Genomic DNA, 12,913 nt, shown 5'->3' with positions numbered 1-12,913 from the left:
CCGAGGAGCTGAGGACTTCGGTGATACTCAGGGATCTTCAAGGATTGTCGTACTCCGAGATTGCGGAGACCCTCAAGGTGGCGGTCGGAACGGTCAAGTCGAGGATTCATCGCGGTCGGCTGGAGCTGGCGCAGCTGCTGATGGAAGGGCGCGCAGCAGGACCGCAGGCCGCCGACGCCGAAGAGGAGAGCGGCGCATGACCCACGAGAAGTTCCAGGAGCTGCTGGGAGATTACGCCGAAGGAATGCTGCCGGTCGGAGCCATGTCCGCTTTCGGCAGGCATCTCGCCTCGTGTCCGTCCTGCGCGGCGCTCACCGACGCCTACACCTCGGCGCTCGCTGATCTGCATGCTTTTCCGCGGCTCGAGGTGCCGTCCGGATTTACCGAGCGGGTGCTGGCGCGCACCACGCGCCGGCCGCCGCTCTGGTCGGTGGTCGCCGGCTGGCTGGGTCTGCCGCGGCTTCGCCTGAACCCCGCCGCGGCGGGCGCCCTCTGCTCGCTCGTCCTCGTCCTGGTCATGGGGACCTCCGAAGGAAAGCGCGTGGTGCGCGAGCTCAACATGGCGACGCATCGCACCTACAGCAATGCCGTTCGCCTCTACGTGAAGAGCTCCGATCTCAAAGAGACGGCCGCGGCGGTCGGCAAGCAGATCCCCGGTCGGCTGGAAGGAACCGTGGACTGGGTGCGCGAGCGATGGGGCAAGAAGCCCGAGAATGCGCCCGAGCCGAAGCGCGAGGGCGGGGAATCGAACAGCCGGCAGGTGACCGACGCCCCGGCATCCGCCTGATCCACACCGGAGAGGGCCCGAACCTCAGGAGACGACTCGAATGAAGTGCACCTTCCATCCCGAAGTGGACGCCCTGTCGGATTGCCGTTTGTGCGGCAGAGCGCTGTGCGCCTCCTGCGCCGTGGAGATCAAGGGGTCGCCCTATTGCCGCGAGTGCCTGGAGAAGCGGGTCGAGCAGCCGGTCCAGGTTCCTGCCATGGCTCCCCTTCCATTGCACCGATACTCTCCCCGCAAGGCAGGCTGGCTCGCCGTGGTTCCGGGGCTCGGGCTCTTCTACCTGCAGCAATACTTCAAGGCCCTGACGGTTGCAATGCTGTTCGTGGGAATGTGCCAACTGGCCGATCACACCCACGGCGACGCCGGCTTTCTCATCCCCATCGCCTGGATTGCGCAGATGGTGTACACCGTTCAGGAAGCGCGGCGGCTGAATCGTGCCGGAGTCCCGGAGGAAGTCGTCGAGCCCGCCCCGGCCCGCGAGAAGGATTCGCCGGTGTGGGGCGTCATCTTAATCGTCGTCGGCACGCTGTTTCTGCTCGATCAGTGGGATCTCCTCGATTTCGGATATCTCTTCGAGAGGTTCTGGCCCGTCCTGATCATCGTTCTGGGAATCCAGATGCTCCTGCGCGCGCGCCGCGAGAATTCCCAGTCAGCGATTTCCTGAGGCCTCGGGCGGAGTCGCGGCGTTATTCCCCGTTCGCCGATCTCCTTCTTTCTCGACCAGCACGTATCCCTGGTCGGTCACGAAGATCTTGAACAGGCCCCCATCGGCGCTCATCCAGGGGGTGCGGCGCATGGCGGTGCGGGTCAGCGGGACCCAGCCCGGATGCCTGAATGCCAGGTACCAGGGAGCATACGCCCCGGCGACGGGAGCGCGGCTTTCCGCATCGCGCTCGGGCAATCCCGAGCTTTGGCTGGTCGCCAGGACCGATTCGACCCGGTGCCCGCTCTCGAAGCCGAGCCAGCGGGGTACGGCCCGCCAGTCGAGGAACTCCCCTTCCAGCGCCCAGCGGGCGCCGACGAGATCCACCTCCGATTTTCCATGCCCCGGGTGCGTCTCCCCGAGATCCAGCGTGAGGCGCATGCGACCCGGCTCTTTCGCCTCGGCACGGATGCTCCCGATCTCCCGGGTCCCCTCGTAGGGCTGCAGTCCTCCCTGCAGTGTGGACGCGGCCAGCAGCAGGATGCCGCACCCGGCGGCGACCCAGGAGCCGACGGCGAAGAGCGCATAGTCGGTCGCCGATCCTTGAAGGTAGGCGCGCCCCTTGCGGAATTTGCGCGACAGCATGCGCAGGAAGCCGGAGCTGAAGCGCAGGGCATAGTAGAGGGCGGGCAGGGCGAGAAGGAAACCAAAGAGGGTGAGCCGTGAAGCCGGCAGAACGGTCATGTCAGCTTTCCGGCGGCGCGGCGCTGCAGGTGCCTGCCGATTGCACCGCACAGGCGCTCCTTCAGGGAGGCGTCGTCGATCAATTGCGCGGCGCGCAGGATCTCCTCGGGCGCCGCGGTCGCCGGCACGGCCTCCGGCCGATCGTCGCCGCGGTGCACGGCTTCATGCGGATCGATGACCACCCGGATGCCGCCTATCTTTTCGATTCCCTTCCGGTGGCGGAGCCTGTCCAGCAGGACCTCACGCACCTCTTCGACCTGACGCTGCCAGCGGTGATCTCCCACCACCAGCTCGAGCACTCCTCCGGACACGCCGGCGGGACGCGCGGCTCGCGCCAGCGTGGGACCGGCCGCGTCCCACCAGGCCTTCAGGAGGGCGACGGCCGCCGGGTCGGCGGCGATCTCCCGGACCTCGACCAGCCGCCTCACCGATGCGCCCCCCTAACCTGAAGATCTCTTGCCCTGAGCATGAGTGCCTTGACGGGAAAGGCGCCTTCGCCGCATGATACGCCGGCTTTCCAAGGAGAGCTGCCATTACCGAGACATCCGCCTCCGCGCCACGCTGCCGCTTTCTGTCCAGCCTCGGAGGGACGCATCGCTGTCCCGATCCTCCCTTCCGCGAAGGGTTCTGCCGCTTCCATTTCGCGGCCCTGCAGCGGGGCGAGCTGCTGCCCAACGGCCAGATCGACGAGCACCTCACCGACCAGCACCGACGCCGCGCCCTGAACTACCACGGCATCCCGCTGGAAGCCGACACGCCCCCCGACCCGTTTCATCGCTGATAGCGCTCCACCGCCTGATTGTGCTCGGCCAGCGTGGCCGAGAAGACATGCTGTCCATTGTTCATCGAGACGAAATAGAGGTACCCGGTCGAGTCCGGGAAGACCGCCGCCTTGAGGGAATCCTTGCCCGGATTGGCGATCGGGCCCGGCGGCAGCCCGGCATAGGCGTAGGTGTTGTAGCGCGAGTCGAGGCGCAGGTCGCTGCGCGTGATCTTTCCCTTGTAGCGATCGCGCATCACCAGCGCAAAGATGATGGTGGGATCGCACTGCAGCTTCATTCCCTCCCGCAGCCGGTTGTGGAACACCGAGGCGACCAGTCCCCGCTCCTCGGGCCGGGCGGTCTCCTTCTCGATCAGGGAGGCGAGGGTCACCAGCTGCCGGATGCTCAATCCGGAGGTGCGCGCCGCCTCCTTCCACGATTCCTCCCAGCGGAGCCGGTGGCTCAGGACCATCTGGTCGACGATCTCGCGCGCGCTCGTCCCGCGCACCAGCGCGTAGGTGTCGGGATAGAGATACCCTTCGAGATCGGTCGCCTCGGGATCGAGGTCCTGGATCCGCGAGGTCTGCAGGAACTCGTTGCGGAACTCCTCCTGGGTCCCGAACCCCTCCTCGATGAACAGGGCGAAGATCTGGCCGCTGCGAAGCCCCTCCGGAATCGTGACACGATGGTAATAGACGTCGCCCCGAGCGATCTTGTCGAGGACCTGGCGGGCCGTGAGCGGCCCTTCGAAGAGGTACTCCCCGGCTCGCAGCTTGCCGCCCCGCCGCGTGAGGATGAGATAGAGGCGCCCGAAGGAGCCGCTGCGCAGCACTCCCTTTTCCTGAAGCAGGCTCAGGATGTCCTGGGCGGAGCGGTGCGGGACCTCGACCAGGATCTTGTCGCCGTCGTAGCCGCGATACGGCACTTCGGCCCACAGGTAGTAGAGCACCAGTCCCATCACGACGGGAACCCACAGCACGATGCCCAGCAGCGTCAACACGGTGCGCACCGGCGAGCCCTGCCGCGAGCGCCGCGTCGCTTTTGGACGGCTGCCGCGCGCCGGGCTCACTCGGAAGCTCCCGCGGTGTTGCGGTAGTCCAGATATCCCTGCAGGATGATGCTCGCGGCCAGGGAGTCGATGACCTGGCGGCGCTGCTCCCGGCGCACCTCCGATTCGATCAGGGTGCGCTCGGCCTGCACGGTGGTGAGACGCTCGTCCCAGGTCTCCACGGGCAACCCCAGCGCCGATTGCAGCCGCGCCGCGAACTCCTGCGCCTGCTTCGCCTGCTCCCCCGCCTCCCCGTCCATGCGCAGCGGCAGCCCGACCACGATCCGCAGGATCGCGTGGGTCTCGACCAGGCGCCTGAGGGCCGCGAGATCCTTCTTCCAGCCGATCCGCGTCAGCGCCGGGATCGGCGCCGCCGTCCATCCGAGCGGATCGCTCAGGGCCAGTCCGATACGCTTCGTCCCCAGGTCCATCCCGAGGCAGCGCTCCACGGAACCCATCATCACTCTCCCACGGACTGCTTCGCCCGGCTCATTATCTTCGATTTCACGAGCCCCTTGACAAGGCGATTGCGGCGGTCGAAGATGCGCGCAGCATGACCGAGCTCCCGTTCAGGAATTCCCGCGAAAGCGTCTCCTCGCTGCTGGCCTCCCTCGAGGCCCTGCTCCTCGAAAAAGGGCGCGTCTCCTCGGAAGAAGCCTGCCGGCTGCTCCTCAATGCGGCGCATGTCCCCGCTTCGCTGGCGACTTCGATCCTCGACTCGGCCTTGTCGCACGACCGGCGGTTCGAGATCCTCGAAGAAGGATTCGTCCGGCTGACCCCGTCGGCGCCGATCCCATCCGCCTATCTGGAGCAGCTCGATTACACCGTGGTGGACCTGGAGACCACCGGCGGCTCCGCCCTGGATCGCGTCATCGAGGTGGGAGCGGTGCGGGTGGAAGGAATGCGACCGGCGCGGGAGTTCTCGGCGCTGGTCGATCCCGGCATCCCGATCCCGGCTTTCGTGAGCTCCATGACCGGCATCCGGGACGACATGGTGGCCGGGGCCCGCCGCTTCGAGGAGATTGCCGACGAGTTCGCCTCCTTCGTGGGCGATTCGGTCATGGTGGCGCACAACCTGCCGTTCGACTGGGGGTTCGTCAACCGCGAGCTCGCCCGCTACCGCGGCTTCGTCCTGGCGAACCGGCGCCTGTGCACCGTGCGCATCGGCCGCAAGCTGCTGGCCCATCTGCCCGACCGCCGCCTCGACACGGTCGCCGCCTACTACGGCATCGCCATCGACGGGCGTCACCGGGCCCTGGGCGACGCGCGTGCCACGGCGTCAATCCTCGTCAAGTACGTGGGAGAGCTGCGCGATCTCGGGGTCCGGACGCTGGAGGAGCTGGAGGGATACCTGGCGGGGAAGCCCGCCGCGGAGGCAACCTTTAACGCGCCGCTGCCGCCGCAGGAGTCGAGCTCTTCTCCTGCCAGTGCTTGATCTTGAGACGGTAGGCGACGGGATCGAAGTCGGGACTGTTCTCCGTCGTGTGGCAGGTCACGCAGAAATCGTTCCCCACCACCCCGTAGCCCTCTCCCATCTTCTCGGGAAGCTCGTTGCCCGGCCCGTGGCAGGCTTCGCACTGCACGTTCATCAGATCGGGAGTCGACTTGGCGTTCACGTAGCCGGTGGGGCGGCGGAACCCGGTGGTGTGGCAGCCGACGCACTCGGGATTGTAGTCCTGGTTCTTCTCCTCCAGGATTTTGAACGCGTGTGCGTGAGTGGTCTCCTGCCAGATGCGGTATTCCTCGGCGTGGCATTCCTTGCAGGCCGTCGACTTCACGTAGGAAGTTCCCGAGTAGTTGCTGCGCATGGCGGCGGCATCCACCAGCGGGGCCTCCTTCTTGTGAATCTCGTTGATGGCGATCCGGTTCTTCTCCACCAGGTCCATAATGCCGGGATCGTCGGGTACCGCCTTCCCCAGGTTCACCAGCGAGGCGTCGGTCCGCGCCAGCTTGCCTTCCTCCCCGAAGAAGACCCGAACCTCCCCCAGCTTCTTTCCCTGGTTGCCGACGTAGGCCAGCCGCGCCGGCAGGGCGCTCTTGGCCTCCTCCGCCGGCACGGGGATGCTCTCCTGGGTCATGACCGGCCCGAAAGCGCCCAGGTACAGATCGATTCCCCGCACTTGCCGCGCCAGATCCTTGGTCTGGTCCGGCTCCAGGGTGACGAGGGCCACGACGAGGTCGGATTTCTTCTTGAGATCGGGAACCACCGAGCGCGCGGCGGCAACCGGATCGAGCGTGACGATGCGCCTTCCGTCGGGCGTTGCCGCCGACAGCCCGGCGTTCATCCGCGCCAGCCCCAGGATCCCGACGCGCACTTTCTTCTTGCCCGCCGTCACCGTCTTCACCAGCGTCGGGGTGAAGGCAGGCTTGCCGCTGTCCTGATAGACCAGGTTCGTGCTCACCAAAGGCACCGCCGCGGCGCGCGCCCACTCCTGGATCTGGGGCATGCCGAACAGCAGCTCCCGCTCACCCAGGTTGGCGACGGAATAATGCAGACGTCCCATGGCGTCGAGCAGCGTCTGGGTGTTGCGCTTACCCGCTTCGGAAGTGTCGCCGGCGAAATTCCCCGAGTCGAGCCACAACTCCGGAGAATCGGGAAAGCTCTTGGCGAATTCCTTGGCGTAGCCCGCCCGACGGGCGAGCCCCCCGGAGGGGTTGTGGGGTCAGCCGCAGGGCTCCGTCCATCCCATCACTTCACCCGTGAACATCAGGGCGAGGGCGGGAGGCGGGCCGCCCACGACAGCGGCGCCCCGCGCGTCTATCGGCGCGATTTCGGAGCCCGAGGCGGAGTCGAGCAGCAGGAAGGCGAACGCCAGAACACTGGCGATCAACACCAGCCAGCCGGCGCCGAAAGCCGCGCGATTCCTGCGATGGCGGAACAGCTTGTTCAGGATCGTCATGTGAGGGCTTATTATAGTTTCGGACCTCGTGGAGTTCAACGCTTTCGCTGCGGAGATCGGCTCAACGAATGCTGCCCCTGGACCGTCCCCTGTTCCTCTCCTCCGCCTCCTCCAGGCGGGCGGATCTGCTGCGCCGGCTCGGCGTGAAGTTCCAGCAGCACCCTCCCGGGGTGAGCGAGGAGATCCAGCATGAAGAGCGGCCCGAAGTGCTGGTGCAGCGCCTGGCGGTGGAAAAAGCCCAGGCCGGCGCCCGATTCGCTCCGGACCGCTGCCTGATCGTCGGCTGCGACACGGTGGTGGTCTCCGGCACCCGGATTCTCGGCAAGCCCCATAGCCGCTCCGAAGGGAGGGAGATGCTCCTTTCCCTGGCGGGGCGGTCCCATCTCGTCCTGTCGGGGCTGGCCCTGCTCCTCAGGCCGGAGGGTCAATGGGCCATGGGGGTCTCCGAGACCCGGGTGACCTTCCACTTCCTCCCTGCCGCCGCGGTGGAGCGCTATCTCGACACCGAGGAATATCGCGACAAGGCGGGTGCCTACGCCCTGCAGGGGGCCGCCTCCCTTTTCGTGGATCGCATAGAAGGCAGCGCCACCAACGTCATCGGGCTTCCCGTGGACCTCTTCCCCCGCCTCCTGGGCCAGCTGGGACTTTGGTTTCCGGAAGCCTGACGCGTCAAATCCCCGACGCCCATCACCCTTCCGTCCTACTCCCTCTCTTGCCCCCGGCCGATCGCGGAGCCTACATTCCCCGGGAGGACTGCATGGAAACCACCCTGCTCGATGATTATGAGAAGATCATCCGGGTCCGGATCGGCGGCCAGGAGTTTCTCGTTCCCGAGAACAACACTCTGCTGCGCATCCTGCAGCACCTCTCCTGCGAGATCTCCTACAGCCGCTTCTGCTGGAACGGCGACTGCCACAACTGCATCTTCGCCTACCGCTCCGGTCCGCTGGAGAAGAAGGCGCTGGCCTGCAGGGTGAAGGTGGCCGAAGGGATGGAGATTCTCAACCTGCCCGAAGGAATCCAGTTCAAGTGAAGCGTTCCGCCTGAGTTTCGGCCCGGGGGACAGCCGTCATGCCGCGCGCAAGACGCCAGGCGTCGTTCAGTGGAAGACGCCAGGCGTCGTTCATCCTCCTGCTGATTCTGCTCCTGCTTGCCGGCTTCGAGGCCGGCGCCCGCGCGATCGTGTCCTACCCGCCGATCTTCCGCCGGGTGGCGCGCCAGAGCTCGCCGGCCTGGCGCCTCGAATGGGCGAAGCGTCGTCGATCCTCCCTTCCCGCGCCTTATACCTTCGATGTCTACGATCCCGAGCGCGGTTGGGCGCTGCAGGGCGGCCTGCGCAGTTTCACGATGCCGGAAGGCAAGTCCCTGAGCACCAGCTCGCGCGGCGTGCGCAGCGAAGTCGAGATCCCCTACGAGCATCCGGCACGAGGCCGGCGAATCGCCGTCCTGGGAGACTCGTTCACCTTCGGGGAAGGGGTGTCGGATCGGGAAGCTTATCCTTTCGTGCTCGATCAGCTCCTTGCCGAGCACGAGGTCATCAACTTCGGAGTTCACGGGTACGGGCTGGACCAGATGCTTCTCTATCTGCGGACCGAGGTGGTCAAATACCGTCCCGACGTGGTCGTGCTGGGCTACGTGGACGAGGACATCTACCGGAACCTGCTCTCCTTCAGGGACTACGCGAAGCCGCGCTACCTTCTGCTGAGTGATCGTTCCCTGCGGCTCGAGAACGTGCCGGTGGCCCGTCCCGAGGATCTGCTTTCCACGGAGCTCCTCTATCCCCGCGCGCTGGATCTAATCGAAATGACTCTGCAGGCAAGACGGTGGAGAAACGGGGCCAACCGGCGGGAGGCCCAGACCATCAGCCGGGCCATTCTGGAGGAAATCGTCCATTCCGTTCGTGGGGCGAAAGCGGTTCCCCTCTTCGTCTATCTGCCGGTGGCAGACGATCTGCTGGATCGGAGTCCCGCGCTCAATCGCGGGGAGCGATTTCTGAGCTCGGTCTGCGCCCGCGCGGGATTGCGCTTCCATTCCCTGCGGCCGGGAATCTCGGCCGCCATCGATCCCGCGGATCGCCGCGCGGCGCGAGGCCACTGGCCGGCGCGCGTGCATGCGCTGGCGGCCGCGGGAATTCGGGACATTCTGATCGCGGAGGGGGAGGTCGATCACCGCTAGAGATTGAGAGCTATTCCCCGCCTCTCCACCGCAGCACAGGACGGCGTGCCGCGGAGGCCTCATCGAGTCTGCCGACGGGGGTGGAGTGGGGCGCCGCGTGCAGCAGCTCCGGGTCCTCCTCGGCCTCCCGGGCGATGGCCAGCATGGCGTCGACGAAGGCATCCAGCTCCTCGATGCTCTCGCTCTCCGTCGGCTCGATCATCAGGGCGCCCTTCACGATCAGAGGGAAGTAGATGGTCGGAGGATGGAAGCCGTAGTCCATCAGCCGCTTCGCCACGTCCAGCGTCCTGACCCCGAAGCGCTCCAGGTTCTTGTCGGAGAGGATCACCTCGTGCAGGGAGGGAGATGAATACGGAAGATGATAGGTGCCTTCCAGCTTCCGGCGCAGGTAGTTGGCGTTGAGCACCGCCGTCTCGGCGATTTCCTTCAGGCCCGCGGCGCCGTTGGCCAGAATGTAGGCGGCCGCCCGCACGTGCATGCCGAAGTTCCCGATAAAGCCGTGCACCTTGCCGATGCTCGAGGGGAACTCGGAGCTGAACCGCCACCCCGCCTCGGCGCGCACGACGCGCGGCACGGGGAGGTAGGGAGAGAGAATCTCCTTCACGCCGACCGGGCCGCTTCCGGGACCGCCGCCGCCATGGGGCGTGGAGAAGGTCTTGTGCAGGTTCGAGTGCATGACGTCGACGCCCATGTCCCCGGGGCGCGCGACCCCCACGAAGGCGTTGAGATTCGCACCGTCCAGGTAGACCAGAGCGCCGACGGCGTGGACGGCATCGCAGATCTCGCCGATCTCCCGCTCGAAGACCCCCAGGGTGTTGGGGTTGGTCAGCATCAGAACCGCGACATCCTCGCGCAGGCGCTCCTTCAGCTCCTTGAGGCTGACGCAGCCGCGCTCGTCGGAGGCGATCTCCTCGACGCGATAACCGCACAGGTGCGCCGAGGCGGGGTTGGTCCCGTGCGCCGAGTCGGGGATCAGGACGACCTGGCGTGGATCGCCGCGCTGCTCGTGATAGGCGCGCACCATCCGGATGCCGGTGAACTCCCCCTGGGCCCCCGCCGCAGGCTGCAGAGTGAAAGCGCTCATGCCGGTGATCTCGCACAGGTACTTCTCGAGATCCGCCATGACCTGCAGGCAGCCTTGCGAGGCTTCCTCCGGGAGCAAGGGGTGCGCTTCGGCGAAACCCTCCAGGCGCGCCACCTTCTCGTTGACCTTCGGGTTGTACTTCATGGTGCACGAGCCGAGAGGATACAGCCCGTCGTCGTTCGCGTAGTTGAGCTTCGAAAGGCGGGTGAAATGACGCGCGATCTCGCGCTCCGAGAGCTCCGGAAAGCCGGGAATCTCCGCGCGCGTCAGCCGCGCGTCGAGAGGCGGCGCGTCGGGCCCGTCCCAGCGGGCGACATCCGCCCCCCGCTTTCCCGAGACACTCTTCTCGAACAGCAGCCCTTCGCGGCGCTTCGCAGGGATCCGCGGGCTGCTCACAGGACCTCCTTCAGGGAAGCGGCCAGCTGCTCGATCGCCGCCTTGCCGTGCACTTCGGTGACGCAGATCAGCAGCTCGCGCCCGCGCTCGGGGAAGTATCTCTCCAGCGGCAATCCGGCCACGACGCCCTGGTCCAGGAGCCGGCGGTGCACCGGGGCTGCCGCGCCTGGCAGCTCGAGGACGAACTCGTTGAACACCGGACCGGCATGCGGCACGCGACATCCGGGGATCTGCCCCAGCAGGTTCCGGGCATATTCGGCGCGCGCACGGTTCTGCAGCGCCAGCTCGCGCATCCCCTGCTTTCCCAGCGTCGCCATAAAGACGGTGGCCGCCAGCATCATCAGCCCTTCATTGGTGCAGATGTTGGACGTGGCGCGCTCGCGCCGGATGTGCTGCTCGCGCGTGGCCAGGGTCAGCACGTAACCCAGCCGCCCGCTCGCATCCTTCGCCTGGCCCACCAGGCGTCCCGGCAGCTCGCGCACCCATTCGGAGCGCACCGCCATGAAGCCCAGGTAGGGACCGCCGAAGGAAAGCGGCACACCGAAGGACTGGGCCTCGCCCAGCACGACATCCGCTCCCAGATCACCCGGAGCTTTCAGCAGCCCCATGCTGACGGCTTCGGTCACCGCCACGATGCACAGGGCTCCGGCGGCATGCGCCGCCTCGGCGATCGGTCCGATCTCCTCGATGCGTCCCAGGAAGCTGGGCTGCTGGACGACCACCGCCGCGGTGTCGGGCCCCAGGCTGCGCTGCAGTCGATCCCGGTCCACGGCGCCGTCGGCACCGGCGGGGACGCTCTCCAGCCGCACGCCGAGGGTCGACGTCAGGGTGCGGGTCACCGCCAGGTATTCCGGATGGACATGTCCCGCGATCGTGACGCGGTTGCGCCGTTTGGCGCGGTGCGCCAGCAGGACGCCTTCGGCCAGGGCCGAGGCGCCGTCGTACAGCGAGGCGTTCGCCGCATCGAGACCCGCCAGCTGGCAGATCATCGTCTGGAACTCGAAGATGGTCTGCAGCGTTCCCTGGCTGAACTCCGGCTGGTAGGGGGTATAGCTGGAGTAGAACTCGGCGCGCGACAGGATGTGATCCACCACCGCGGGGGCGAAGTGGCGGTAGGCCCCGGCCCCCAGGAAGATCGAGGCGGTGTGGGGATCGAGGTTCTGCTCCGCCATCTTCCTCAGATGGGCGACGAGATCGGCCTCGGCCATCGCGGGGGGCAGGCGCAAGGGCGCGCGCAGGCGAAATTTCTCGGGGATCGAATCGAACAGCGTCTCGACCCGCTCCAGTCCGAGGCTCGCCAGCAGGGCGCGGCGCTCGGATGGGCTGGTGGGAATGTAGCGCACGATCTAATGGCCCTCTTCCACGAAGCTGCGGTAGGCGTCGGCGGAGAGCAGCGTCTTGGCTTCGGCGGCATCGCTCAGCTTCACCTTGAGCAGCCAGCCCTCCCCGTAGGGATCGGCGTTGACCCGCTCCGGATGATCGCGCAGCGAGTCGTTGACCTCCAGGACTTCCCCCGACACCGGGGCGTAGATCTCCGAGACGGCTTTCACCGATTCGATCGTCCCCAGCTCCTCGCCTCCCTTGAGGCTCTTCCCCTTCTCCGGCAGGTCGACGAAGACCACGTCCCCCAGCTCCGACTGGGCGTAATGGGTGATGCCCACCGTACCCACTTCTCCCTGAAGGCTCAACCACTCGTGCTCCCGCGTGTACCGCAGTGCCGCGGGATAGGGCTGTTTTTCCTCGGTCATGACGGCCTCTTGTAGAAGGGGGTCTTGACGATCTTCCCCGATACGCCCTGGCCCCGGATGACCACCTCGATATCCCGGCCGATGCGCGCCGCTTCCGCCGGGAAGTAACCCAAGCCGATGCTCTTCTTGAGAAAAGGGGAAAAGGTGCCGCTGGTCACCTGGCCCACCTCGTTCCCGTCCACCCGCAGCGGATAGCCGTGGCGCGGGATGCCGCGGCCGGTCAGCTCGAATCCCGCCAGCCGCCGCGCCACCCCCTCCTCTTTCTGGCGGCGCAGGACTTCCGATCCGAGGAATTCTCCCTTATCCAGGTGGACCATGAAGCCCAAACCTGCCTCCAGCGGCGTGGTGGTGTCGTCGATGTCGTTCCCGTACAGCGGCATGCGCGCCTCCAGCCGCAGGGTGTCGCGCGCTCCCAGCCCGCAGGGGATCAAGCCATCGCCTTCGCCCGCCTGGAGCAGCGCGCGGTAGAGAGGCTCTGCTCCCGAGGGCTCGAGGTAGATCTCGAAGCCGTCCTCCCCCGTGTAGCCGGTGCGGGAGAGAATGGCCTCCGCGCCGAGCACCTTGCCTTCCACGAAATGGAAGCCGCCGATCTCCGCGACCTCGGGCCCGGCGACGCGCGCCAGAATGGCG

At 66.8% G+C, this 12,913-nt stretch carries 17 protein-coding genes; 7 read left to right on the top strand and 10 right to left on the bottom strand.

The features are described 5' to 3' along the window. From VFW45_18045 to VFW45_18035, 3 genes are all read left to right on the top strand, one after another. Positions 1-200: sigma factor-like helix-turn-helix DNA-binding protein (locus VFW45_18045; GenBank protein HEU5182694.1), on the top strand; the 200-nt coding region annotated here is incomplete at its 5' end. Further along, a complete protein-coding gene (locus VFW45_18040; GenBank protein HEU5182693.1) occupies positions 197-787 on the top strand; it encodes a zf-HC2 domain-containing protein in 591 nt (196 codons plus the stop codon). The genes VFW45_18045 and VFW45_18040, both read left to right, overlap by 4 nt. A 40-nt stretch (positions 788-827) precedes the next feature. Continuing rightward, positions 828-1,448: a DUF5668 domain-containing protein gene (locus tag VFW45_18035; protein ID HEU5182692.1), complete on the top strand. Its 621-nt coding sequence runs from the start codon at positions 828-830 to the stop codon at positions 1,446-1,448. Here the strand turns inward: VFW45_18035 and VFW45_18030 are convergent. From VFW45_18030 to ruvX, 4 genes are all read right to left on the bottom strand, one after another. Next, on the bottom strand, positions 1,434-2,171 hold the full coding sequence (locus VFW45_18030) for a hypothetical protein (protein HEU5182691.1): 738 nt from the start codon (positions 2,169-2,171) through the stop codon (positions 1,434-1,436). The genes VFW45_18035 and VFW45_18030 overlap by 15 nt on opposite strands. Further along, on the bottom strand, positions 2,168-2,599 hold the full coding sequence (locus VFW45_18025; GenBank protein ID HEU5182690.1) for a DciA family protein: 432 nt from the start codon (positions 2,597-2,599) through the stop codon (positions 2,168-2,170). Before VFW45_18025 ends, VFW45_18030 begins: the two co-directional genes overlap by 4 nt. 343 nt (positions 2,600-2,942) lie before the next feature. Beyond that, a complete protein-coding gene (gene mltG, locus VFW45_18020; GenBank protein ID HEU5182689.1) occupies positions 2,943-4,001 on the bottom strand; it encodes an endolytic transglycosylase MltG in 1,059 nt (352 codons plus the stop codon). Next, on the bottom strand, positions 3,998-4,441 hold the full coding sequence (ruvX, locus tag VFW45_18015) for a Holliday junction resolvase RuvX (protein ID HEU5182688.1): 444 nt from the start codon (positions 4,439-4,441) through the stop codon (positions 3,998-4,000). The genes mltG and ruvX overlap by 4 nt, the downstream gene beginning before the upstream one ends. Before the next feature lie 92 nt (positions 4,442-4,533). On the opposite strand from ruvX, the gene VFW45_18010 reads away from it, so the two are divergent. Continuing rightward, positions 4,534-5,415: a 3'-5' exonuclease gene (locus tag VFW45_18010; protein HEU5182687.1), complete on the top strand. Its 882-nt coding sequence runs from the start codon at positions 4,534-4,536 to the stop codon at positions 5,413-5,415. On the opposite strand, the gene VFW45_18005 is transcribed toward VFW45_18010, so the two are convergent. Next, entirely contained in the window at positions 5,363-6,562 is a 1,200-nt protein-coding gene (locus VFW45_18005; protein HEU5182686.1) for a multiheme c-type cytochrome, read from the bottom strand. The two genes, VFW45_18010 and VFW45_18005, sit on opposite strands and share 53 nt — an antisense overlap. An 81-nt stretch (positions 6,563-6,643) precedes the next feature. Beyond that, complete coding sequence (locus VFW45_18000) at positions 6,644-6,880, bottom strand: hypothetical protein (protein HEU5182685.1); 237 nt, start codon at positions 6,878-6,880, stop codon at positions 6,644-6,646. A 68-nt stretch (positions 6,881-6,948) separates the two neighbouring features. Between VFW45_18000 and VFW45_17995 the strand changes: the two genes are divergently transcribed. The 3 genes from VFW45_17995 (at position 6,949) to VFW45_17985 (ending at position 9,055) form a co-directional block, all read left to right on the top strand. Next, positions 6,949-7,545 carry a nucleoside triphosphate pyrophosphatase gene (locus VFW45_17995; protein ID HEU5182684.1) on the top strand — a complete coding sequence of 199 codons (597 nt, stop codon included), beginning with the start codon at positions 6,949-6,951 and terminating at the stop codon, positions 7,543-7,545. 92 nt (positions 7,546-7,637) lie between these two features. Continuing rightward, positions 7,638-7,913 carry a hypothetical protein gene (locus VFW45_17990; protein HEU5182683.1) on the top strand — a complete coding sequence of 92 codons (276 nt, stop codon included), beginning with the start codon at positions 7,638-7,640 and terminating at the stop codon, positions 7,911-7,913. A gap of 38 nt (positions 7,914-7,951) precedes the next feature. Next, positions 7,952-9,055, top strand: a complete 1,104-nt coding sequence (locus VFW45_17985) for a GDSL-type esterase/lipase family protein (GenBank protein ID HEU5182682.1) — start codon at positions 7,952-7,954, stop codon at positions 9,053-9,055. A 10-nt stretch (positions 9,056-9,065) separates the two neighbouring features. On the opposite strand, the gene gcvPB is transcribed toward VFW45_17985, so the two are convergent. The 4 genes from gcvPB to VFW45_17965 form a co-directional block, all read right to left on the bottom strand. Then, positions 9,066-10,535, bottom strand: a complete 1,470-nt coding sequence (gene gcvPB, locus VFW45_17980) for an aminomethyl-transferring glycine dehydrogenase subunit GcvPB (GenBank protein HEU5182681.1) — start codon at positions 10,533-10,535, stop codon at positions 9,066-9,068. Then, positions 10,532-11,878 carry an aminomethyl-transferring glycine dehydrogenase subunit GcvPA gene (gene gcvPA / locus VFW45_17975; GenBank protein HEU5182680.1) on the bottom strand — a complete coding sequence of 449 codons (1,347 nt, stop codon included), beginning with the start codon at positions 11,876-11,878 and terminating at the stop codon, positions 10,532-10,534. The genes gcvPB and gcvPA overlap by 4 nt, the downstream gene beginning before the upstream one ends. Before the next feature lie 3 nt (positions 11,879-11,881). After that, on the bottom strand, positions 11,882-12,283 hold the full coding sequence (gcvH, locus tag VFW45_17970; protein ID HEU5182679.1) for a glycine cleavage system protein GcvH: 402 nt from the start codon (positions 12,281-12,283) through the stop codon (positions 11,882-11,884). Beyond that, on the bottom strand, positions 12,280-12,913 hold a 634-nt coding region (locus VFW45_17965), incomplete at its 5' end, for a glycine cleavage T C-terminal barrel domain-containing protein (protein ID HEU5182678.1). The genes VFW45_17965 and gcvH, both read right to left, overlap by 4 nt.

The organism is Candidatus Polarisedimenticolia bacterium (genome assembly GCA_035764505.1).
Lineage (GTDB): Bacteria > Acidobacteriota > Polarisedimenticolia > Gp22-AA2 > AA152 > AA152.
This window is presented reverse-complemented; position numbering and strand designations above follow the sequence as displayed.